Source organism: Haematospirillum sp. 15-248, assembly GCF_012102665.1.
GTDB lineage: Bacteria > Pseudomonadota > Alphaproteobacteria > Rhodospirillales > Rhodospirillaceae > Haematospirillum.
The window spans coordinates 1-19,627 of record NZ_JAAVTF010000016.1; the positions used below are offsets into that span (position 1 = coordinate 1).

At 57.2% G+C, this 19,627-nt stretch carries 30 protein-coding genes; 24 read left to right on the forward strand and 6 right to left on the reverse strand.

Features of this window, described 5'->3' with window-relative positions:
• From HEQ72_RS10465 to HEQ72_RS10515, 12 genes are all read left to right on the forward strand, one after another.
• Positions 1-779: hypothetical protein (locus tag HEQ72_RS10465; RefSeq protein ID WP_209316239.1), on the forward strand; the 779-nt coding region annotated here is incomplete at its 5' end.
• Positions 780-803: 24 nt separating this feature from the next.
• Positions 804-1,064: a hypothetical protein gene (locus tag HEQ72_RS10470; protein WP_168023318.1), complete on the forward strand. Its 261-nt coding sequence runs from the start codon at positions 804-806 to the stop codon at positions 1,062-1,064.
• 23 nt (positions 1,065-1,087) lie between these two features.
• A complete protein-coding gene (locus HEQ72_RS10475; protein WP_168023319.1) occupies positions 1,088-2,260 on the forward strand; it encodes a phage tail sheath protein in 1,173 nt (390 codons plus the stop codon).
• A gap of 22 nt (positions 2,261-2,282) precedes the next feature.
• On the forward strand, positions 2,283-2,822 hold the full coding sequence (locus tag HEQ72_RS10480) for a phage major tail tube protein (protein WP_066136984.1): 540 nt from the start codon (positions 2,283-2,285) through the stop codon (positions 2,820-2,822).
• A gap of 39 nt (positions 2,823-2,861) precedes the next feature.
• A complete protein-coding gene (locus tag HEQ72_RS10485; RefSeq protein WP_168023320.1) occupies positions 2,862-3,143 on the forward strand; it encodes a phage tail assembly protein in 282 nt (93 codons plus the stop codon).
• Positions 3,144-3,160: 17 nt separating this feature from the next.
• The gene (locus HEQ72_RS11625) at positions 3,161-3,295 is read left to right on the forward strand and encodes a hypothetical protein (RefSeq protein ID WP_272487546.1); all 135 of its coding nucleotides are present in this window, start codon (positions 3,161-3,163) and stop codon (positions 3,293-3,295) included.
• Positions 3,292-5,775 carry a phage tail tape measure protein gene (locus HEQ72_RS10490; RefSeq protein ID WP_168023321.1) on the forward strand — a complete coding sequence of 828 codons (2,484 nt, stop codon included), beginning with the start codon at positions 3,292-3,294 and terminating at the stop codon, positions 5,773-5,775. The genes HEQ72_RS11625 and HEQ72_RS10490 overlap by 4 nt, the downstream gene beginning before the upstream one ends.
• 3 nt (positions 5,776-5,778) lie before the next feature.
• The gene (locus tag HEQ72_RS10495; RefSeq protein ID WP_168023322.1) at positions 5,779-6,195 is read left to right on the forward strand and encodes a phage tail protein; all 417 of its coding nucleotides are present in this window, start codon (positions 5,779-5,781) and stop codon (positions 6,193-6,195) included.
• Entirely contained in the window at positions 6,192-7,172 is a 981-nt protein-coding gene (locus HEQ72_RS10500; RefSeq protein WP_168023323.1) for a contractile injection system protein, VgrG/Pvc8 family, read from the forward strand. The genes HEQ72_RS10495 and HEQ72_RS10500 overlap by 4 nt, the downstream gene beginning before the upstream one ends.
• Before the next feature lie 123 nt (positions 7,173-7,295).
• On the forward strand, positions 7,296-7,544 hold the full coding sequence (locus HEQ72_RS10505; RefSeq protein ID WP_168023324.1) for a type II toxin-antitoxin system RelE family toxin: 249 nt from the start codon (positions 7,296-7,298) through the stop codon (positions 7,542-7,544).
• Positions 7,545-7,560: 16 nt separating this feature from the next.
• Positions 7,561-7,953, forward strand: a complete 393-nt coding sequence (locus HEQ72_RS10510) for a helix-turn-helix transcriptional regulator (RefSeq protein WP_168023325.1) — start codon at positions 7,561-7,563, stop codon at positions 7,951-7,953.
• Between the two features lie 13 nt (positions 7,954-7,966).
• Complete coding sequence (locus tag HEQ72_RS10515; RefSeq protein ID WP_168023326.1) at positions 7,967-8,116, forward strand: hypothetical protein; 150 nt, start codon at positions 7,967-7,969, stop codon at positions 8,114-8,116.
• 74 nt (positions 8,117-8,190) lie between these two features.
• Here the strand turns inward: HEQ72_RS10515 and HEQ72_RS10520 are convergent, their stop codons facing one another.
• The 4 genes from HEQ72_RS10520 to HEQ72_RS10535 form a co-directional block, all read right to left on the reverse strand.
• Positions 8,191-8,418, reverse strand: a complete 228-nt coding sequence (locus HEQ72_RS10520; protein WP_168023327.1) for a helix-turn-helix domain-containing protein — start codon at positions 8,416-8,418, stop codon at positions 8,191-8,193.
• Positions 8,415-8,582 carry a hypothetical protein gene (locus HEQ72_RS10525; RefSeq protein WP_168023328.1) on the reverse strand — a complete coding sequence of 56 codons (168 nt, stop codon included), beginning with the start codon at positions 8,580-8,582 and terminating at the stop codon, positions 8,415-8,417. The genes HEQ72_RS10520 and HEQ72_RS10525 overlap by 4 nt, the downstream gene beginning before the upstream one ends.
• A 323-nt stretch (positions 8,583-8,905) precedes the next feature.
• Positions 8,906-9,403 carry a hypothetical protein gene (locus tag HEQ72_RS10530; protein ID WP_168023329.1) on the reverse strand — a complete coding sequence of 166 codons (498 nt, stop codon included), beginning with the start codon at positions 9,401-9,403 and terminating at the stop codon, positions 8,906-8,908.
• A 21-nt stretch (positions 9,404-9,424) separates the two neighbouring features.
• Positions 9,425-10,438 carry a hypothetical protein gene (locus tag HEQ72_RS10535; RefSeq protein ID WP_168023330.1) on the reverse strand — a complete coding sequence of 338 codons (1,014 nt, stop codon included), beginning with the start codon at positions 10,436-10,438 and terminating at the stop codon, positions 9,425-9,427.
• Between the two features lie 145 nt (positions 10,439-10,583).
• On the opposite strand from HEQ72_RS10535, the gene HEQ72_RS11820 reads away from it, so the two are divergent.
• The 9 genes from HEQ72_RS11820 to HEQ72_RS10580 all read left to right on the forward strand — a co-directional run bounded on the left by HEQ72_RS11820 (position 10,584) and on the right by HEQ72_RS10580 (position 16,017).
• Positions 10,584-10,838: a helix-turn-helix domain-containing protein gene (locus HEQ72_RS11820; RefSeq protein WP_168023331.1), complete on the forward strand. Its 255-nt coding sequence runs from the start codon at positions 10,584-10,586 to the stop codon at positions 10,836-10,838.
• Positions 10,839-11,247: 409 nt separating this feature from the next.
• A complete protein-coding gene (locus tag HEQ72_RS10545; RefSeq protein WP_168023332.1) occupies positions 11,248-11,676 on the forward strand; it encodes a hypothetical protein in 429 nt (142 codons plus the stop codon).
• On the forward strand, positions 11,673-11,930 hold the full coding sequence (locus HEQ72_RS10550) for an ogr/Delta-like zinc finger family protein (RefSeq protein ID WP_168023333.1): 258 nt from the start codon (positions 11,673-11,675) through the stop codon (positions 11,928-11,930). Before HEQ72_RS10545 ends, HEQ72_RS10550 begins: the two co-directional genes overlap by 4 nt.
• 13 nt (positions 11,931-11,943) lie before the next feature.
• Entirely contained in the window at positions 11,944-12,303 is a 360-nt protein-coding gene (locus HEQ72_RS10555; RefSeq protein ID WP_168023334.1) for a hypothetical protein, read from the forward strand.
• Positions 12,303-12,830, forward strand: coding sequence for a hypothetical protein (locus HEQ72_RS10560; RefSeq protein WP_168023335.1), 528 nt, complete (start codon positions 12,303-12,305; stop codon positions 12,828-12,830). The genes HEQ72_RS10555 and HEQ72_RS10560 overlap by 1 nt, the downstream gene beginning before the upstream one ends.
• 531 nt (positions 12,831-13,361) lie before the next feature.
• Positions 13,362-13,856: a hypothetical protein gene (locus HEQ72_RS10565; RefSeq protein ID WP_168023336.1), complete on the forward strand. Its 495-nt coding sequence runs from the start codon at positions 13,362-13,364 to the stop codon at positions 13,854-13,856.
• Between the two features lie 712 nt (positions 13,857-14,568).
• Positions 14,569-14,967 (forward strand): hypothetical protein, encoded by a 399-nt coding sequence (locus HEQ72_RS10570; protein WP_168023337.1) that lies wholly within the window; start codon positions 14,569-14,571, stop codon positions 14,965-14,967.
• Between the two features lie 67 nt (positions 14,968-15,034).
• Positions 15,035-15,418: a hypothetical protein gene (locus tag HEQ72_RS10575; RefSeq protein ID WP_168023316.1), complete on the forward strand. Its 384-nt coding sequence runs from the start codon at positions 15,035-15,037 to the stop codon at positions 15,416-15,418.
• A gap of 221 nt (positions 15,419-15,639) precedes the next feature.
• On the forward strand, positions 15,640-16,017 hold the full coding sequence (locus HEQ72_RS10580; RefSeq protein ID WP_168023338.1) for a hypothetical protein: 378 nt from the start codon (positions 15,640-15,642) through the stop codon (positions 16,015-16,017).
• Here HEQ72_RS10580 and HEQ72_RS10585 read toward each other — a convergent pair.
• Entirely contained in the window at positions 15,995-16,591 is a 597-nt protein-coding gene (locus HEQ72_RS10585) for a recombinase family protein (RefSeq protein ID WP_168023361.1), read from the reverse strand. The two genes, HEQ72_RS10580 and HEQ72_RS10585, sit on opposite strands and share 23 nt — an antisense overlap.
• 227 nt (positions 16,592-16,818) lie before the next feature.
• Between HEQ72_RS10585 and HEQ72_RS10590 the strand changes: the two genes are divergently transcribed.
• The 3 genes from HEQ72_RS10590 to HEQ72_RS10600 all read left to right on the forward strand — a co-directional run bounded on the left by HEQ72_RS10590 (position 16,819) and on the right by HEQ72_RS10600 (position 18,788).
• Positions 16,819-17,445, forward strand: a complete 627-nt coding sequence (locus HEQ72_RS10590) for a ParA family protein (protein ID WP_168023339.1) — start codon at positions 16,819-16,821, stop codon at positions 17,443-17,445.
• Positions 17,442-17,705 (forward strand): ribbon-helix-helix domain-containing protein, encoded by a 264-nt coding sequence (locus tag HEQ72_RS10595; protein WP_168023340.1) that lies wholly within the window; start codon positions 17,442-17,444, stop codon positions 17,703-17,705. Before HEQ72_RS10590 ends, HEQ72_RS10595 begins: the two co-directional genes overlap by 4 nt.
• Positions 17,706-18,056: 351 nt before the next feature.
• The gene (locus HEQ72_RS10600) at positions 18,057-18,788 is read left to right on the forward strand and encodes a DNA-methyltransferase (RefSeq protein ID WP_168023341.1); all 732 of its coding nucleotides are present in this window, start codon (positions 18,057-18,059) and stop codon (positions 18,786-18,788) included.
• A gap of 22 nt (positions 18,789-18,810) precedes the next feature.
• Here HEQ72_RS10600 and HEQ72_RS11530 read toward each other — a convergent pair whose 3' ends face one another.
• Complete coding sequence (locus tag HEQ72_RS11530; RefSeq protein ID WP_209316240.1) at positions 18,811-19,572, reverse strand: RNA-guided endonuclease InsQ/TnpB family protein; 762 nt, start codon at positions 19,570-19,572, stop codon at positions 18,811-18,813.
• Between the last annotated feature and the right edge of the window lie 55 nt (positions 19,573-19,627).

Genomic DNA, 19,627 nt, shown 5'->3' on the forward strand with positions numbered 1-19,627 from the left:
TCTGCGCCGATGGGTCCGTGCGCGCCGCTGCCAACTTCAAGGCCCCGGTCGGCTATACGTCAGCCAACGCGCGCAAGATCGGCGGCTTTCATTATGCGCCCGGAGGCAACGCGACGGCACAGGCGGGTGGCGACACCAACCCGGCGATCAATCCGTATGCTATGTGGGATCTGAAGTTCCGCCCGGCGTGCAAGGACCCGCGCGGCATGACCCTGGTCGCGGACAGCTTCTGGGTGGATATCTATCTGTTGGGCGTCAACCACCATACGGACGGCACCAGCAAGTACGGTGTCACTATTGCCGACGGTTCAAGCCCGCCGAAAATCCCGGGCCAGTTCGGAGGCAATGGCTCCCGGACCTATAGCTCGCTCAACTGGTGGGAAGCCGCCGAGGTGATGCAGGCGCATGGCAAGCAGCTGCCGTCATACGCTGAATTCGCGGCACTGGCCTGGGGCACCACCGAGGCTTCTGCTCCGGGTTCTGAACCGCAATCCACGGTGCTGAATGCCGCGTATACTTCAAGGTGGGGCGTGATCCAGGCGACCGGGTGTATGTGGGTGTGGGGGCGTGATTTTGCTGGCCCCTATGGTTCCACAGATTGGAAGGCGACGGGTGGCCGTGGCAGTACCTACCAGATGTCGAACGCCGTGATCCTGGGCGGTGAAGTTCGCTATCCGTCTTATTCCGGTGGACGCTGTTCGAACTGGGGTCACCGGGTATACAGCGCCTACCATTACATCAGTGCACGCGGCGTCTGTGCCCACCGGATTCTTCCATGACCTTCCCAACGGAGTTTTTAACGGATGAAAATCATCAACACCCGTGCCGATCTGGACGCGATCAAAGGCACCCCGACCCACGCTGAATTCATGCGCCTGCTGCGCGGCACCATGACCACCATGACCGACACCCAGACCTATCCCGAAGACTACGGCACCCCCGAATACGCCGGGCCAAAACTGGACCCGGTCTGGGTCGAGGTCGAAAGCCTGGAAACCATCACCCGCTTCGGCTTCACAAAAGAAGAACTGATGCAGGAAAGCCCCGAAACGGACGGTGAATAAACCCACGCAAGAAGGAGAGAGTCATGGCTACCGATTATCATCATGGCGTCCGCGTTATTGAAGCCAGCAACGGTATTCGCCCCATCCGGACCATAGAGAGTGCCGTTATCGGATTTGTTGCAACAGGTGCCGACGCCGATGCCGGAGCTTTTCCGCTGAACCGACCGGTGCTTTTGACGGACATTATGTCCGGTCTCGGGAAGGCGGGGGATTCTGGCACGCTCCCCCATGTCCTTGATGCGATCAAGGATCACGGGAACCCGGCAACGGTTGTTGTTCGTGTCCCGGAGGGCGACACGCCCGCCAAGACTACAACCAACGTGATTGGCGGCGTAACGGCTGACGGGATGAAAACCGGCTTGCAGGCCTTGACGGCGGCTAAGGCCATGTTCGGTCTGACGCCGCGTATTCTTGGTGCCCCCGGCCTGGATACAAAGCCCGTTGCCGTCGAGCTTGCGTCAATTGCCGCGAAGACGCGTGCCTTTGCTTATGTCGCCGCCCACGGCTGCGTCAATCGGGATGCGGCCATTGCATACCGCCAGAATTTTGGAAACCGTGAACTGATGGTGATCTGGCCTGACTTCCAGTCATGGGACAATGCGTCCAGTGCCAGCCGGACAGAGTGGTCGACAGCCCGTGCACTGGGGCTGCGGGCCAAGATTGACGAGGACATCGGTTGGCACAAGACACTATCAAACGTCGTTGTTCAAGGCGTGACCGGAATCAGCAAGGATGTGTTCTGGGATCTGCAGAATCCGGCCACGGATGCCGGGCTTCTGAATGCCGCCGATGTCACAACATTGATCCGCAAGGACGGATACCGCTTCTGGGGGTCGCGGACCTGCTCGGCTGATCCCCTGTTTGCGTTCGAGAATTACACGCGGACAGCCCATATCCTGGCCGACACGATGGCCGAGGCCCATTTCTGGGCCATGGACAAGCCGCTTCACCCCATGCTGGCCCGCGACATTGTTGACGGGGTCAACGCCAAAATGCGTGAACTCGTCCGGAACGGATATCTGATCGGCGGCAATGCCTGGTTCGATCCGGCCAGGAACGATGCCACGACGCTGAAAGCCGGAAAGCTCCTCGTCTCCTACGATTACACACCCGTGCCGCCGCTTGAAAACCTGATGTTCGAGCAGAAGATCACGGACGGATACCTGATGGATTTTGCCTCGGCCATGGCGGCCTGACCTTACAGAAGGAGATAACAGCATGTTGCCGATGATATTGAAGAATTTCAATGTGTTCATAGATGGCCGGGGCATGGCGGGCATCGCCGAAGAAGTCGTTCTGCCAAAGCTGGAGCGGTCCACGGAAGAGTGGCGGGCCGCCGGGATGGCGGGGCCGGTTCTTGTCGACCTTGGCATGGAGCCGCTCAAGATGGAGTTCACTCTTGGGGAGTTCAATTCCGATGTTTTGCGCGCTTGGGGATTGTCCGATGTCGGCGGGCTTGGTGTGCGCTTTGTGGCTGCCGGTCTGGCTGCCGACGGTGTTGGAACATCAGCTGTCGATATCACGGTTCGCGGGCGCTGGAAGTCGATTGATATGGGCACGATCAAAGCAAAAGACATGGCAAAAATGAAGGTTGAAATGCCTCTCACCTACTACTGCTATTCGTCCAATGGTTCGAAGCTGGTTGAGATCGACATGCTCGGCGGCACAGAGCTCGTCGGTGGCATTGACAGGGCTAGCGCGATTTCACGGGCCATAGGTCTGCCCGGCATGCCGGATCTCCCGAAAATTGGCATCTAGTTAATATTAATACGTTCATACAACCAAGGAGTTCATTCGATGCAAACTGTTGCACTCACAACCCCGATCACGGTCAATGGCAGCAAGGTAACGGCGCTGAAATTGCGTGTTCCTTTGGCCGGGGACTTGCGGGGCCTGAAGATGACCGAAGTCTTTTCATTTGATACTTCCGCAATCTTTGCCCTGGTTCTCCGCATTACCACAGAGCCTCTGACGCAGGAAGCCCTCGACCGGATGAGCGCAGCCGACCTGCTGGCGGTTTGCACAACGGTGGCTGGTTTTTTCGAACGTTCGGAGACGGCATCCCCGACGACGCCCTGATGGCTTGGGGAATTTTGATGAAAGTGTTTCCGGGATCGTTTCCTCCGCCGGTTTTTGAAGCCCTGACCCTGGATCGTTATGCCGAAGCCTATGCTCTTGCGATTGATTTCGCAGAGGCAGAGGCCCGGGCAGCAAAGGAGTTTACGCCGTGAGTGATTTGAAGATTCAGGTAACCATGGCGGCTGCCGACAAGATGACCGCGCCATTCAAGACGGCGCGGTCATCGGCGGAGAAGCTGAAGGAGGCGATGCGTGGGACCACCAGCGAAATAAAGGCTCTGGAAAAGAGCTCGGCTGGTATTCAGGCGATATCCCGTCTCGAAGTCGCAGCCAAGGCGGATGCCTCGGCCTTGGCAGAAGCGCGAAACAAGGCGCGGAGCCTTGAACGCGCCCTTACCGAAGGAAGTGGCGGAACAAAAAGAGCAGAACGGGCCTTTGCTGCTGCACAAAAGACTGTCGAGAAACTCGAAAAATCAACTGTCTCTAACAAGGAAAAGATCAAAGCCCTTCATCACGAGCTTTCTGAAGCTGGCGTTGAAACAAAAGATCTGGCCGCCGCCCAGAAAATACTGGAGGGACGTCTTGATACGGCCCGAAAGGCTGCCGAGGGACAGGCGTCTGCGCTTGGTGTGCTGCAGAAGAAGTCTGATGCGATGGCCACGGCCCGTAGCCGCATGGACCGCACAACGGCGCTTGCGGGGAATCTGGCGATGGCCGGAGCCAGCGGTGTTGCAACCGGAGGTGGAATACTGGCCGGGATGGGCGTGGTCTTGCGCGACGGAATTGCCTTCGAGAAGCAAATGTCAGCCGTTGGCGCTGTCGCCCGGCTCGACAAAACATCGGCGGAATTTGCGGCTTTGGGACAGCAGGCGATGGCGTTGGGGGCAACAACCAGTTTCTCGGCGTCCGAAGCGGCTGAAGGTATGCAAAAGCTGGCTATGGCCGGGTTCGATGCAAAACAGATCCTGGCTTCTATGCCCGGCATGCTCGATCTCGCAAAAGCAGGCAATACCAACCTTGGCGAGGCTGCTGACATTGCCAGCAATATCCTGTCGGGCTTTGGCCTTGAGGCTGCGGAAATGTCACGGCTCGGGGACGTGATGGCCGCAACCTTTACGCGGGCCAATGTGGACCTTGGGATGCTGGGTGAAACCATGAAGTATACCGCCCCGATTGCCCGTCAGGTCGGGGCTTCTGTAGAGGATGTCTCGGCCATGTCCGGATTGCTGGGCAATATCGGGATACAGGGTGCACAGGCCGGTACAGCCCTGCGTGCCCTGTTTTCCCGGCTTGCCAGCCCGCCGGGCGATGCGCGGAAGGCATTGCTCGAGTTGTCGGTCGCGACCCAGGATGCGGCAGGCAACATGCGTCCCATCACAGAAATACTGGCTGACGTGGCCAAGGGGACCAAGGGGTTGGGGAGTGCGGATCGTCTTGCCGCCTTCACGGCGATTGCCGGAACCGAAGCCGGGGCGGCCATGGCGTCCTTGGTGGAGCGTGAGGGTGAGGGGGCTATCAGCAAATTTTCAGAGGTTCTGAAACAAGCCGGGGGGGAGGCCAGTCGCCTGGCCAAGGCAATGGGGGACAATGCTGCCGGTGACATCCAGGGTTTCTGGTCAGCGGTCGAGGGCCTGAATATCACCCTGTCCCAGACCCAGACATCTCCATTGCGGGACCTTGTTCAGTCCGCAACATCTGTGGTGCGGGCGACGGCGGAATGGGTCAAGGCCAACCCGGCACTGGCCGGGACCCTGTTCAAGGTTGCCGCATCTGTTGCTGGACTTGTGTTGGTCGGCGGTATCCTTGCAACCGTTGCGGCTGCCATTATAGGCCCCATTGCCATTTTGCGCTTCGCGGTGGTTTCGCTTGGCATCAAGGCCGGACTTGCCGGGGGTGGTATCGGCTTGTTCTCCGGGGCCATCGGGTTTATGGGGACGGTGGCCAAAACTGTCTTTCCGGCTCTTCTGGCGTGGGTAAAGCAGTTGAATCTCGCATTCCTGATGAACCCCATTGTGCTGGCGGTCATGGCCATCGCCACAGCCGTTACGTTGATTGTTGTGTTCTGGGGGCCGCTCAAGGCTTTCTTCGCGCGCCTCTGGCAGAGTGTGTCCGGTATTTTTGCTGGCGCATGGGACGTCATCAAGGCCGCTTTTGCCTGGACCCCGCTTGGACTTGTTGTTTCAAACTGGGAGCCGATTGCCGGTTATCTGGGTACCTTGTGGCAAGGGCTTTCCGACACGTTTGCGCAGGCTTGGGGATGCATTACAAGCGGGATCGAAGCGATCAAGGCCCCGCTGGTCTGGATCAGCGATATGATTGCCCGCTTGACCGGCGGCTTTGGTGAAGCCGTGTCTGCTGCCGGAAGCGCCCTGTCCGGCGTTGGTGGTGATCTGGCCAAAAAGACGGTCAAGGTTGCAGCAACCGCCGGTGTCGCCGCAACGGTTTCCGGCGCAGCCGTTGCCAAGGCTCCGCCGGGTCAGGGCGTTGATATGGGCGGCGTATCCATCACGATTCATGCGGCTGCGGGACAGTCCGAAACAGACATAGCGCGCGCAGTCCGCCTTGAGCTTGAAAAGATGATGGCCCGCGAACGGTCGAATGCACGCGCCCGCATGTATGACGAGGAGGACTAGGTTGTGTTGTTGTCGCTCGGGTTATTTACGTTCTCGATACAAACCGCCCCGTTCGAGAGCATCAAGCGGTCCACCCAGCAGCGATGGGAGGAGAAAGCCCGGATCGGTTATACGCCCGCCTTGCAATGGACGGGGCCGGGGTCGGAGACCATCACCATTGATGGTACCTTGGCACGCGGTGTCTCCGGGGGGCCTGAGACACTGGACAGGCTGCGCGAGATGGCAGCGACCGGCAAGGCATGGCTGTTGACCGCCGGGACGGGTGAGAATCTCGGGCCGTGGGTCATTGACTCTGTTGAGGAAGGTCGCTCCCATATCCTGAAAAATGGAGCACCGCAAAAGGTTAGCTTCAGTCTGAAGTTGCGGCGTTATCCAGATGATATTGCCCAACTTGGACGCCTGATGGACAGCCGCCCATGATACCGGACTGGCGTATCCTTGCGGAGAACCGGGACATCACAACAGCCTTTGCGCGTCGCCTTCTCGCTCTTCGGCTTTTGGACAAATCCGGCATGGAGGCAGACCAGCTTGAACTGAGTGTGTTTGATGACGGATCGATTGCCCTGCCCGCACGCGGCGTCAGGTTGTCGCTGGCGATAGGGTGGAAGGGGGAGTCCCTCGTCGACAAGGGCCGGTTTGTGGTGGACGAAATCGGACACGAGGGACCGCCGGATGTCATCCGGATTACGGCGCGATCGGCTGATTTTCAGGGGGCGCTGAAGGACCAGCGCGAGGCCAGTTACGAGGCGACAAACATTGGTTCAGTTCTTGGATCCATTGCCGAACGGCATGGACTGGCCTCCGCCATTCACCCGGATCTGGCGGCGATCGCGATCGATCACATCGACCAGACCAACGAAAGCGACCTCAACTTCATCAGCCGTCTGGGTGAAGATCATGACGCGCTGTCAACGATCAAGGCCGGTCGCTTGCTGTTCCTGCCAGCGGCGTCCGGTGTTACGGCATCTGGTGCGACCCTGCCGTCGTTGACAATCAACCGACGGGACAGCGACCGCCACAGCTTCCGCACGTCTGATCGCGAGGGATCAACAACAGGCATCGCAGCCAAGTGGCATAACCTGTCAACAGGATCTACCGAAACGGTTATAGCGGGTCGCGAGGGCGGATCGGTCAAGACCCTTAAAAAGATATACACCAGCCGCAAGGATGCGGAGGACGCAGCTGCTGCAGCGTGGAAGCAGCGCCAGCGCGGTGCCAATGAATTGACTCTTTCGCTGGCGCTCGGCAAGCCCGACCTGTGTGCCGGAATGCCGCTGAATCTTGTCGGGTGGCCACCAGAGATCGGCCGCATGAACTGGATCGCCGAGAACGTTACGCACACAATCGACGGGAGCGGCGGATTCACAACCGACATTTCTGCCTGTGAGAAGGTCTAGCAGCTTAGCTGTATAGTATGCCACAGTCATACTGCGATATTGACAGAGGTAATATATAATATTGACACAGACATCTTTACAGAGTACCTTGCCAAAACTGAAGGTTGGTGAGGATCGCGGGCGGTGCTTGAAATTGAATACAGCAGGGCGGCCAGAAAGGCCCTGCTAAAGATCCCACGGGACCGCGCCCACCAAATTCGGGAAAAAATAACGCAATTGGCAGAAAATCCCGCGCGGCCCGATTTGGATATAAAGCCGCTGGTGGGCACGGGCCTGTGCCGCCTGCGTGTTGGTACATACCGCGTTATTTATTCCGAAGACGGCTTCGTGCTGGACGTGCAGAAGATAGCCCCGCGCGGAAGCGCCTACTAACTCATAAGAGGATACCATGCTGAAAGTATCGGTCATAAAGGACCACACAGGCTCTCCGGTAGGGGTGGTGCTGCCGTTTGAGATATTCCGGCAACTCGCGGAACATGCGGAATCGGCCTTAAGCGATGAGGATCTCGCCGCGCTCGTCCTTGCCACACATGACCCAAACGAAGAAACTTGGCCCGCCGCTCTGGTCAACAGGCTTCTGGACGGCGAGAACCCGCTGCATGTCTACCGGACATACCGAGGCTTGTCACAGAAAAGCCTTGCAGAGAAGGCCGGATGTACGGCGAACTATATTTCGCAACTGGAAACAGGGCGTCGGGTTATGTCGCCCATTATGGCGAGCAGTCTGGCGAATATCCTTGGCATAGATGCCGATGATCTGACCAACTCCGTTCTTTCCTAGCAGGTGAGCCACCATGCCGAACCTCACAGAGATCACCGCCAGATTCTTCCGGTTCCTGAGGTCAACCCTGGACATCGCCCCTGACCCCCTGACCAGCCAGCGCCGTCGCCGGGTCTTCCGCCACCGCATGGCAAGCGTCAGCGGGCACCGGTGCCGTCCTTGACCGCAGCCATGACCGTCTGAAGCTTGATTCGCGGGAGGCGGATTCACAACCGATATTTCTGCCTGTGAGAAGGTCTAGCGGCCTTCCTCCTCATCCGAACCATACGGCGCAAGGCCGTGGCTGATTGCTGCGCATGCCAGCGCAATATACCGGGGCACTGTCTCTATAACCTCTGCCGGGGCGCGGCGTTTGCCTGTGTCGTATTGCGAGACAGCCGTACGGCCCATGCCAAGAAGTTCAGCCGCCTGCTCTTGGGTCAGGCCCATCTTCTGCCGCCAGGCCCTGAAATCACGTGGTGTCATTGGTCATCCTCCTGCACTGGTTTTCCAAACAGCACGGCCAGAATAACAAGAACAGGTACAGCGATCGCCAAGGCCGCGAGCAACCCGCCGACAAGCAAGGCCAAGGCCCCCAGAAGGGCTGCCAGCGGCAAGGCGGCGGCAAATCCACGGAGTTGCATTTTCATGAGTGCTGCCTTATCCTTTCAGAGGTCCGGGAGAGAGCTGATCTCTCCCTCCCGGTGTTCTCTACCTCCGGATTACAAGTTTCAGGGTAAGACCCAGAAATTTAACCCGAAGGGAGAGGAAGAATGGAAGTTTTTCCATGCTCTTCCTCTGTTTCGTGGCGGGGAGGCGGACCAGCCCGCCCCCTGACCACGCCTCCGATTATGGCGCATAATATGCGCAAATCAAGCACAATTCATTGTTTTGTATCGATTTTCTGCATCTTCAAGATGTCGGCAATGTTTACTCTTGGTTTATAATGACTGCAAAAAACAACCTTTTTAGGTTAAAAAAGCAGACTAATCAGGTAAATAACAAGGCCGATAAAGACGAGCGTTGCGATAGTGTTTCCTGTTCCAGCGGACTCCGTGGTGGCGGCGGTTTCGCTGCTGTGTTCCGTATCGGCTTTCCGGCTCTTCTTGCGTGACCGGCTTACTGAGGCGGGCGGCGGGAGATTAACGCCGATTCTCTCGAAAAAATCCCGCCCGGAGATGCATTCGCCGTCGCAGTCTATAAACGTTTCTACGCGATCGGCCCGGAAGGAGCGCACTTGGCGGCGCACCCAGCAATAGGCGAAAAACTTCGGCGTTGGTCCGTCCTCGTCGATGCTGCGCATCGTGACCCATCGCTTCGACTTTCCACCGTCAGCATTGGTGTATTCCATGCAGACGGCCTTGTCGCAGACGTCTTCAGCATCCACTAGGCCGTCAAAAGACAAAAATTCCGGGGATCGGGATGCGGCGGACCGAACCTCTCTTTGCAACGCATTAAAACCATCCGGCACGCCGTCTCTCCTTCCTTGTTTTCAGAGGCCAAAAATTTCCCGATTGCTCAGGATCTTGTGAATGGAAACGATTTTATCGAGGGCAATTCTTTGTTGTGTTGGTTCCGGCCTGTCGATCGACAGTGTAATCGATGTTGCACTGCGTGCGGTCAGGCGTCCAAGGTGCACGATGGGTTCTTGATCCATCTTGTACTGCACGTGTACGAGGGCGTGGTCGCCCGGTTTGACAGGCCGATCAGGCACCAGAAACAACAAGTCACCGGAATCGTACTTCACCAGAGCATCGTCTGGTGCATAGATTGCGTAAGCGTTTGGCGCACCCGCTACGCCCGGTGGGCGCCGACAGAATTCGATAGCATTTTTCTTCATAGAGTACCCCTCTAACTTATTGTTAGATGGCACTTCTATTATATGTAGAAAAACTATCGGCAGGTCCTTTTCAAGGGCAGAGACATCAAGTGGAACTGGTATCGGTTGGCATCGCGCCATGTGAGACGGGTCGCGCTCGGTATTCTCATCATCCGTTGTCACACCCTCTGTGGCTCCCGCAAACGGTATGCCGGTTGCCTGCTCAATTCTGTCAACCGTGCGGCGGGTAGGGGGCGCTCCAGTGTAATAGGCATTGGTCAATGTTGGGCCGGACACACCTGAAATTTTGGCAATCATTGTGGGGCTAAGTCCGGTGTGTGAAATAACGGACTTCATGTATCGCTGGAAGGCGTCGGCACTGACCTTTTCGCCCCTGAAGACAGGCTTCTTTCTTGGCCGCGCCTTTTCCCTGTTCTCGTCGATGTCCCCCATCGCTCCGAGCTCATCAAAGCTCATGGGGTCAAACGGGACGTCGGTGGCTGTGGCGATCTTGTTTATTGTTCGTAACGTTGGTGTGACGCCAAGCTCTGGTCTGTAGTACGGCGTGTTTACCGTTGATGACGAAAGCCCAGCTTTTGTAGCAATCGCAGTCGGTGAGAGACCAGTGACTGCTTTCACTGCGTCTATGTATTCGCGAAATTGCTTATTTCCCACATTCATGCTCATGCGGGCTACCGTATGCAAATTCGCACCTACGGTCATCATTTGAGAACTGATTTAGCAATATGATAAATTATAAAAATCACTAAAACGCTTGCCCTGCTAGAAAGGCGTGCCTAAAATCGCCCCCTGATCACAAGGGAGGCTGATTGTGTTGCACCCTGTTACACCACATGAGATTGAGCGCATTGCCAAAGCTGTGGGCCTTAGCATCAACCAGGTGTGCAGGGATGCCGGTGTGTCACGCTCTTCGTTCACACGCTGGAAGCGTGGCTCTGCATCTGTGTCTGTTTCTACGGCGAACAAGATCATCCGTGCGATAGCGTTTCACACCAGCCTACCTTCTTGTGCCCCTCACGCTCTGAGCCGCCATCATGGACGGACTGTCGAAGGGATTCAGTCATGATTGATTCCGAACAGATCAGGAACATCGATGGTGTGCCCCGTGCATTGCAGTACCAAGACACCGTTGCCACGCCCTTTTTGCCAGCACAGCGGTGCTTGCATTCCACGCCTGTTGCGGGTAACGTTCGGGGCAGGAGATTAGAACCCTCCAGGAAAAAGCGGTCCCGCCCCGCAAGGCGGTGTTTTCATGCCCATGTTCCGGGGGCCGCACGCGCATGTCCAAGCCGAAAGGCCAAAGGTGTGCGGGGCCGACTTTTTCCGGCGGTTCTAACCCCCGGAGCGCCTGCACCTTCTTCCGGTGCGGCTTCTCCGGCCACAACCGGAGACGTGGGAGCATGGGTGCTGACGCAATATTCTCTTTCTTGTCGCTCATCGGGTCACTGTGCCGTTAACTGTGCGCGGGGTCTATCATGATAGACCCAGAACAGATCAGGAACGTACGTCAAGCCTTCAGTGACGCACTGTCACTCTATGTTGGAGCGGGACGGCGGTTTTCTGTCGGCGACGTTGCGGCGGCCACAGGTGTGGGCCAGGATGCCATCCGCCGTTACCTTCGCAACGAAAGCTGCCCGGAATGGCACAACGCAATGTCCTTGATCCGGGTCTTGCCCGTTGAATTTGCCGAAACCGTTCTGCGCCCGGCAGGTCTGTCCGGTGTGAGGCGGACCGGTGACGAGACAATCACGGGCCTTTCACTGATGCGCGACATTACACAGGGTGCGGCGGTTCTGGCAGATGCGCTGGCCGACGGTCACATCGACCATCAGGAGCGCGCCGTGTGCCGCACGGAACTGACCAAAGCGGTGGTGGCAATCTCACAATTCTTGGTGAAGCTATGAGCGCAGGGCCGAGCAATTCGACGCAGTGTCCGTATTGCGGCGTCCGGTGTCGGACGGTCAAGACCCGACAGGTTACGGACGTTTACCGCGAGATTACCTATCTGTGCACCAGCGAGGAATGCGCCGCAATGTTTGTGGCCGCGCTGACGCCGGTTCGCTCTCTCAACGAAAGTTCGTTGCCGGGGCGGCGGCGTGTCGGCGTTCCGTTCGCTGTCGGTGTTTCGCCGAATCAAATGCAGTTTCCATTCCTGTGACGAGGGGCGCGCCATGAAGACGACTCACGGTGTAGAAGGTGTTCACGCGACCGAGAGAATAAGCCTTGGTTGGCGCGACAAGGTTAAAATAATCATCCTGCAAACCACGGTGCAGCAGTCGTGGCGGCGCGATGCCGTCACCTTCATGCTGATTTTTGCAGTGATTGGTGCCGGCTGGCTTTTGGGAAGCCAGGCCATGCAGTGGTGCGGCTTGGCGATTCTGGCCACGATCTTCCTTCTAAGGCGATGCAATGAATACCGCGCGAGTCGACGGAAAAACTACCTGACACCACAGCAGGCTGCCGACTGCCTGTATGCCCGTTATGGGGTCAGGGCCCGTGGTTCAAAGCAATCCGATGAAGGAGGGCGGTAATGGGCTGGCGTGACCGATTCCGCAGAGGCAAGCGTGTTTTGGGTGCTGCTGATGATGATTCTGACCTCTGCATGGAAGTTGAGAGTTATGGTGGCACGATCGCTTTCAATCGCGGCTTTGATTACCGGCTCTCCGTATTGTCTTCCTACGGACCTGTGTGTTTTGCACCGGTCGGTGGACTCGCTTTGTGGTCGGACGTTGCGATCGTTGGCGAGCGCGGCTGCGCTGACTCACATCACATAGCGATTGCTGGTTGTGATGGGCATGCGAGGGGCTGGGATGTTGCGATCGCAGGTGAAAGCGGTTGGGCAGAGGCAGCGCACGCAGGCTTGGCTCTGGTGTTCGTCGATGATGCGCTTCGCGGCGGAAAGGCCAGCGCAAGTGATGGCGGTGTAATCGCGTTCCGGGTTTTGGCGCGCGGTTCAGATCATGGGCGCGTTGTCGTAGGGGTTGTCGGTGAGAATGGGATCAAACCCGACACTTGGTACACGCTCGATGAAAACAACAAGATTGTAGAGGCGGAGTGATGGGCTTTCTTTTTGGACGTGAAGGTTTGGCCGCAAGAGACGCCGCGCTGTCACAGCGCACTGTTCAGCCCGTTCTACACGCAAGGCTTTACACGCCGACCAAAATAAACGACAAAGAGAAAGCCCGGGGAAAACCCCGGGCTGTGTTGCCTACCGCGTCAACGGTTTGCGGCGCATCCACTGTGTGTAGTAATCAGAGCCGGAAGACTTACGCTGGTCTTAGGCAGTGAATGCAGGCGTTACCGCAAAGCCCAAGATAGGGCGCGGCTTCAGCCAAGTCAATCACTCACAAGACTCCAGCAAAAAAAGCCCTCCCGGCCCCAAGATAGGGCGCGGTCTTTGTTTCTTTCAGGTTCCCCTCCAGACACAGCTTTACCGGGCTTCCGGCTCACGCCACCGTTCGGCTTGCCGGACGGTCCGAAGTGGCAGTGCCGCCGAGGCGCATTCGAGAAGCATCTTGTCAAGTTCGGCAAGCCGCCGCCGAGAAAGACTGTTTTGCGCTGGAAGGAGCAACTCGCAGCAAGTCCAGAGGTGCAGCGTTATGAAGGACGCGGCCGTTCGGTGCTCGCTGTCTATCGGGCTTGCTTGGAAACCATCAATTGGCACACCGGCGAACTGGCATGCTCTTACAAGACCCTTGGAGAGAAGGCGGGCTACGGTAGGACAGCAGTCTACAAGGCTCTGAAATTCCTTCGGAAAAACGGCATTATCTTCGCGGTCAACCGCTGCATCAAACGGACCTTTGAGGACGGGCGGTTCCTCCTGAAGCAAGTATCCAACGCCTATGCCTTTCTGTCTCCGGTTCAGTGGAACCTGAAGATGGATGAGTCAAAGGTCTTTGACCGCTACCCCTTCGAGTGGCCGAGTGCGCGTGAAATGTACAAGGCCGCGCGGGAGGTGGGTGAGGTCCGTGAGGGCCTTGCGCTTCTCGAACGCTACGGGGATGCCTCGGAACGGAAGCGGGCTGAGCTGGATCTGCGTATTCTGGACCAGAAAGAAGCCCGCAAGCGCAAGCCCCCCGACTAGCCCCCGGTTACAATCTGTCCCTCTAAAACCCGCCCTTGAGCGGGCGTAGCCGTTTGTGCGGACAGCAAATCCGGGCCTTTTTCTGCGCCTTCTCCCCCTGTTTTGCTGTCGTTTTTGAAGCCCAAAATAAATTTATCCACAGGAACACAAACAAGAATCCGAATTTTACGGACCAGAACCCCCTTTTCCGGACTTTCTAGGGTTCAGAAACTGATGAGAGAACCTTTAAACAAACAAATAAATATAAAAAGGCGTGCGCTACGGTCGCGCACACCCCTCCCCAACCCTCCCCGTCATCGGGGAGGGAGCCTGATACCAACGTGCTCTCTCCGTGCAACAGGTGGCTTCTCGCCATGCTCGCACTACGTGCTGCGCGTGGCTGCGATGCGCCTTCGGCCTGTTGCACTCCGTTGCGCGCGCTGGTCTTCTGAAGGCGTCGGGACGAGGGACGTCCATGCACCTTCGGTGCCTGTTCGCCCTCGCCTCCGGCGCGGATCGAACAAGGGACGGATGGTTGGGTTTTTTGTTTGCACCATCTGGATGAGCGCGAACCATAACGCTGGCTCCGGAAGATGGTGCGTGACTCAGACGACAGGAAGGCGTTTTTTTACGGAATTGTACGCTTCAGGGATTGACATTTGCGTTTGTTTCCATGATGTTAGGTTCATCGGATGGGGATCGGCCCCGCCGGGAAGGGTGAGGAGGACCCGCCATGACCATCGACACTAGCGCCTTCACGATCGACTGCACGGGCAATGCCTGCACAGGCGACGTTATCCTGTTCACCGAAGCGGTGTTCGGCGGCTCGTTCCGGAAGCCAACATTCATGGGCGAACGCCGCATCGCAGCACGCATTATTAATGACAGTTACGGCAGCGCGAAGCAGCAGCACACATTCACTATCGAAGTGATCGGGAGCGACGGTCCCGACGCGCTGACTCCGGGCACGAAGACAACGCGCAAAGGCCGTAACGTCTATCGCAATGGAACGAAGCGCCAGCCGTGGGTGAACGAAGCAGATCGCGGGGTCGCGCTCGCTGACAAGTATCGGCGCGGCGATTGTGCCCGCGCCGCCCGCGAAGAAAGGAAGAACAGCTATGACTTCTGCTGAACTTGCAGCCATGTGTCTCGCTATTTGGGGGCCGACTTGGCAAGGCCCTTTGGCGCGAGCGCTCAAAGTGAACGACCGCACGGTCCGTCGCTGGGCCTCTGGAGACGTGCCAATCCCGGAAAGCGTTGAAAGTGATATTCGCCGTATCCTTGGCGTGGATGAGCGCACCGAGGCGCACTGGCCCCGGGACGAATGGATTGTGCAGCGCGAGGAAGGCCGGCGCGTGTACGTAGTCCACACGATTATGCCGCGCTTTATTGCTCGCGCCGTTGAATGCGATGAAGATGGAACGCCGGTGCCCGAGGAAGGCGAAGCCGATGTTCTGACTGGCGTCGTGTACGACAGCGGTGACATCGTGCTGTGTGAGGTGGCATGGATAGATGCCCCGCCCGGCTTGAATGAAATCGAGCAGCTTATGGGCCAGGCCGCCGATGCGCTGGAGAATGAGTGATCGGGGGCGCGGCAAACCTCGCCCTTCAGGGCGGGGAAGGATAGCGCGGACGCCAACGGCGTCCTATGCGGTGCTAATGGGGCGTCTGCTGTTGCTCTGAGGCTGAGCAGCAACGGAGCAGAAAACCTACATAAGTATTTCGACGGTCAATGCTACCGTAAAGGGCGGGAAAATCCGCTCGGAACGCTCATGTTTCGTTTACAGGACATAGGGAAGGGCAGATGATGGGCGGTTCAGAAACAGACAATATACCTGACCTTTCACTGCCAGAGTGGTCAGGAGTTTGGTCTAATCATCTTGAAATCACAAAATTAATCACCCCTCTTAAGAGAGGGGACAGGCCCGATACATTACTGTTTACTCGTAATCCGAAGATGAAGGTTCCTCCCGAATTGGACGGAATCGGCTTGGCTGTGCTTTTTAATAGCCAGCACATAACTTTTCCATACGATGGAAAGTTTGTAACGATCGGCTATATGGGGGACAAAACAGCCGTCCTTCTATGGGAGCACAGCGTTGATCGTCTGCCGCATCCTCTCAGTTTGCGGCTAGCTTCTGATGGTGAGCAGAGGCTGCTCAAAAAGCACGGGCCAGCTTGATCGGGGTTTGTGTTGACGCCTGCTCTACCTGGGCAGGCAGCCAGCGGTACAGTGTAGCGGGTGATACGCCGAGACTCTCGGCGACGGTGCGGGCGGGCGTGCCGGTTTCCAGAAGTTTTCGTGCCGCCGTGATCTTGCCGGGGGTCATTTTGGCCGGTCGGCCTCCCTTTCGTCCGGCTTTCCGGGCGGCGTCCAGTCCGGCCCGGGTTCGCTCGGCGATCAGGTCGCGTTCCATTTCCGCAAGGCTGGCCATAATGTGGAAGAAGAACCGGCCTGCCGGGCTTCCGGTGTCAATGCCGTCGGTCAGGCTGCGGAAGTGGATGCCACGGGCCTGAAGGCTGTCAACCAGATGCACAAGCTGTTTCACTGTCCGGCCCAGACGGTCCAGCTTCCACACCACCAGCGTATCACCAGTGCGCAGGTAATCCAGCGCAGAGGAAAGGCCGGGGCGGTCTTCACGGCTGCCGCTGGTCTGGTCCTCGAACACACGCTCGCAACCGGCTGCCGACAACGCCTCTGTCTGTAGCTCTGTGGTCTGGTCTCGCGTCGAAACGCGGGCGTAGCCGATCAGCATGGAATCTCCCTCAAAACTCATCGCAAACATCACCAAGAACCAACGCAGTTTCAAGCGTGGTTTTTGAGAGCGTGGAAGCCGCGTGTTGCCGTGCCCGGTGTCTCGAAACAGGACCGGCTTGTAAATGGCCGTTTTTACGACGGAGGAAAAATAAATTGATTGATATATATTCATATATCTAGTTAGATAGTTATCTATGAATCTTGGGATCAGGATATCTAGATATCATGCAAACAGTTGCCATCATCAGTCAGAAGGGCGGGGCCGGTAAAACGACGCTCGCTGTTAATTTGGCTGCCGCCGCAGAGAAGAAGGGTAAATCTGTCCTCCTCCTGGACCTCGATCCCCAAGCAAGTGCCGCCGGCTGGAAGGACAGTCGTATTGCTGAGACGCCGGTTGTTGTGGCCGCGCCCGCTAGCCGCTTGAGTCAGTTTCTTGAAACAGGGCGGGAGAGTGGGGCTGATTTTGCTATCATCGACACCGCGCCACATTCGGAGAATGCAGCCCTTGAGGCGGCGCGCGCGGCTGATCTGGTGCTCATCCCATGCCGCGCCGGTATTCTCGATATTCGCGCCATTCAATCCAGCCTCAACATCTGTCGCCTTGCCGGTAAACAAGCTTTTGTGGTTCTGAACGCCTTACCGGCACAAGGCAGTATGGCCGAAGAAGCCGCCGCCGCCATTCATCAAATAGGGGGGCAGATGATCGGAGCCGGCATTGTGCAGCGTATAGCCTTTAATCATGCGATGACAGCAGGACAGGGTGTTGTCGAATATGAGCCTGCCGGTAAAGCCGCTGCCGAGATCGAAGCCATACTGAACAACGTAACCAAAGCTTTGAGGAAAGCCCGATGACAAAGAAAGTAAAACCTAATCTCGCAGTGGCTGTAGCCAAGATGCAGGAGCCAACAGCAAGTGTCTTGGCGAGTAAAGTTCACCCGAATGGAGCCGCGTCACCTCGCGTAGAGATCAAGCAAATCCTGATCAGGGTCTCTGCGGAAGCACATAAACAACTTAAGTTCATGGCTGTGGACGAGGGCACAGAACTACGTACACTGATGATTGAGGCAATGAACGACCTGTTTATCAAGCGCGGCAAACCGCCCATAGCTTGATATCCAGATATCCAGATATCAAAATAATTAAAAATTTTTATATCAAGGGATAAATATATCTTGCTATGTACGGTGTTGGGTGCTACTTTACCTAAAGACAAGGCCACCAAATGTTGCAGAGAAACGCAGAAATAAAAGTGATCGATAAAACTTAAAGAAAGCAAGGTAACTGCTGGCGTTGGGACACTCTCTGCACCGCAGAATGTGAGGCATATTTAAGCCGCAAGCGTGGCGGGGGGAGACTGCTTTTCTTTCTGCCTGTGTACGAATATTGTTGCCTGAATCGGGGGGGATTGCCTTACTCTCCCAAGAGCCGGGGGCGGCCCATAAATATGTAATAAGGGAACGCCTATGCCCGCTTGGGAAACCTTCGGCACCGTCAGCCTGGCTGAATCCGATGCACTAACCGCGCTTGCCTCTATAACTGCAGGGAGCGTGGATGCAATCATTATCGACCCGCCTTACTGCTCCGGTGGCTTCACCGAAAAGGACCGTGTAAACGCGTCCGGCCATATGAGTGTCCGGTCGTTGAATTGGTTCAGAAACGACAACATGACAACAACCGGCTTGGTGTGGTTGTTACGTAGTGTAGCGCTCGAAGCTCACCGCACGCTCAAGGATGGTGGTAGTCTGTGTGTCTTCTGCGACTGGCGGATGACCGCTGCTCTTGCGCCCGCCCTTGAAAGTTCAGGTTTGCGCTGGCGAAACATGGTTGTTTGGGACAAGTGTTTTATGGGAATGGGGAGCGGGCCTTTCCGTCCGCGCCATGAAATAATCCTTCATTTCCTCAAGGGCAAGGGAATGACCGGGTCATCCTGCGTCGGCAATGTGATCGCAGAAAAACGGGTGTCTGTGAAGGCCAAGAGGCACGCCACCGAAAAACCACAAGCGCTTCTTGAAACCCTGATCAGGGCTACCACGCCGGAAGGCGGAACTGTGGTGGATGTCTTTGCCGGAAGTGGCAGCCTTGCAGAGGCCGCTATCAGCACCGGACGGCGGGCTATTATCAGTGAAATCTCGGCAAGCCACATCCAGACCGCCCGCGAGCGGATCAAGCAAAAATTGACATCCTCCCCTCCCTAAAGGAAGGGGATTCCTACGGCGCTCAAGCGTGCACGAGGCCAACCTGAACCGCTTCAGTGGGTTCCTGCTTCGCCGAGGCGGCACGCCTTTCCCTTGCGGGTCTGGCGTGACTGACATCCTCTCCACAGGCTGCAACGCGGTGTCCCCGCGCCAAGATATTCAGTGCGCCGACGACATCGGCATTTTCCTCGTAGCCGCATTGGACACAAGCGAATTTCGCCTGCGTCTTGCGGTTTTCCGCATGGATGTGCTCGCAGGCCGGACACGTCCGGCTGGTGTTGTGTGGCGGCACGGCGACGAGCCAGCCACCCGCCCACGCCAGTTTGTAGTCCAGCTGCCTGCGGAACTCGAACCATCCCTGATCGAGGATGGATTTGTTCAAGCCAGACTTGGCCCGAACGTTTCTGCCCGGATTTTCGGTGCTGCCTGCCGCCGACTTGCTCATATTACGTACCTGTAAGTCCTCGATACACACCATCGCGTGGTTTTGGCTGATCGTGGTCGTGGCCTTGTGCAGGTAGTCACGGCGGCAGTTTCCGATGCTGGAATGAATGCCCTTGACGCGGGCTTTCGCCTTCTTCCAGTTGTTGCTGAACTTCACTTTTCGGGAGAGCGTTTGCTGTGCACGGCGCAGCCGTGCCTCATGCCGCTTGAAGCTGTTGATCGGTGCGTAGAACGTACCGTCCGAGAGCGTGGCAAAGCGGGCAATGCCCATGTCAATGCCAACGGCGCTGCTGGCTTCGGGTATGGGTTGTTCAACTTCGCGCTCGGTCTGGATCGACACAAACCACTTGCCACCCGACCGGCTGACAGTGGCATTCCTGACCGTGCCAAGCACA

Bases quoted from the DNA above. Each gene is read 5' to 3' on its own strand.
- HEQ72_RS10470 (WP_168023318.1), top strand. From the start codon at position 804: ATGAAAATCATCAACACCCGTGCCGATCTGGACGCGATCAAAGGCACC.
- HEQ72_RS10475 (WP_168023319.1), top strand. From the start codon at position 1,088: ATGGCTACCGATTATCATCATGGCGTCCGCGTTATTGAAGCCAGCAAC.
- HEQ72_RS10480 (WP_066136984.1), top strand. From the start codon at position 2,283: ATGTTGCCGATGATATTGAAGAATTTCAATGTGTTCATAGATGGCCGG.
- HEQ72_RS10485 (WP_168023320.1), top strand. From the start codon at position 2,862: ATGCAAACTGTTGCACTCACAACCCCGATCACGGTCAATGGCAGCAAG.
- HEQ72_RS11625 (WP_272487546.1), top strand. From the start codon at position 3,161: ATGAAAGTGTTTCCGGGATCGTTTCCTCCGCCGGTTTTTGAAGCCCTG.
- HEQ72_RS10500 (WP_168023323.1), top strand. From the start codon at position 6,192: ATGATACCGGACTGGCGTATCCTTGCGGAGAACCGGGACATCACAACA.
- HEQ72_RS10510 (WP_168023325.1), top strand. From the start codon at position 7,561: ATGCTGAAAGTATCGGTCATAAAGGACCACACAGGCTCTCCGGTAGGG.
- HEQ72_RS10515 (WP_168023326.1), top strand. From the start codon at position 7,967: ATGCCGAACCTCACAGAGATCACCGCCAGATTCTTCCGGTTCCTGAGG.
- HEQ72_RS10520 (WP_168023327.1), bottom strand. From the start codon at position 8,418: ATGACACCACGTGATTTCAGGGCCTGGCGGCAGAAGATGGGCCTGACC.
- HEQ72_RS10525 (WP_168023328.1), bottom strand. From the start codon at position 8,582: ATGAAAATGCAACTCCGTGGATTTGCCGCCGCCTTGCCGCTGGCAGCC.
- HEQ72_RS10535 (WP_168023330.1), bottom strand. From the start codon at position 10,438: ATGAGCATGAATGTGGGAAATAAGCAATTTCGCGAATACATAGACGCA.
- HEQ72_RS10545 (WP_168023332.1), top strand. From the start codon at position 11,248: ATGATAGACCCAGAACAGATCAGGAACGTACGTCAAGCCTTCAGTGAC.
- HEQ72_RS10550 (WP_168023333.1), top strand. From the start codon at position 11,673: ATGAGCGCAGGGCCGAGCAATTCGACGCAGTGTCCGTATTGCGGCGTC.
- HEQ72_RS10555 (WP_168023334.1), top strand. From the start codon at position 11,944: ATGAAGACGACTCACGGTGTAGAAGGTGTTCACGCGACCGAGAGAATA.
- HEQ72_RS10560 (WP_168023335.1), top strand. From the start codon at position 12,303: ATGGGCTGGCGTGACCGATTCCGCAGAGGCAAGCGTGTTTTGGGTGCT.
- HEQ72_RS10570 (WP_168023337.1), top strand. From the start codon at position 14,569: ATGACCATCGACACTAGCGCCTTCACGATCGACTGCACGGGCAATGCC.
- HEQ72_RS10580 (WP_168023338.1), top strand. From the start codon at position 15,640: ATGATGGGCGGTTCAGAAACAGACAATATACCTGACCTTTCACTGCCA.
- HEQ72_RS10585 (WP_168023361.1), bottom strand. From the start codon at position 16,591: ATGCTGATCGGCTACGCCCGCGTTTCGACGCGAGACCAGACCACAGAG.
- HEQ72_RS10590 (WP_168023339.1), top strand. From the start codon at position 16,819: ATGCAAACAGTTGCCATCATCAGTCAGAAGGGCGGGGCCGGTAAAACG.
- HEQ72_RS10595 (WP_168023340.1), top strand. From the start codon at position 17,442: ATGACAAAGAAAGTAAAACCTAATCTCGCAGTGGCTGTAGCCAAGATG.
- HEQ72_RS10600 (WP_168023341.1), top strand. From the start codon at position 18,057: ATGCCCGCTTGGGAAACCTTCGGCACCGTCAGCCTGGCTGAATCCGAT.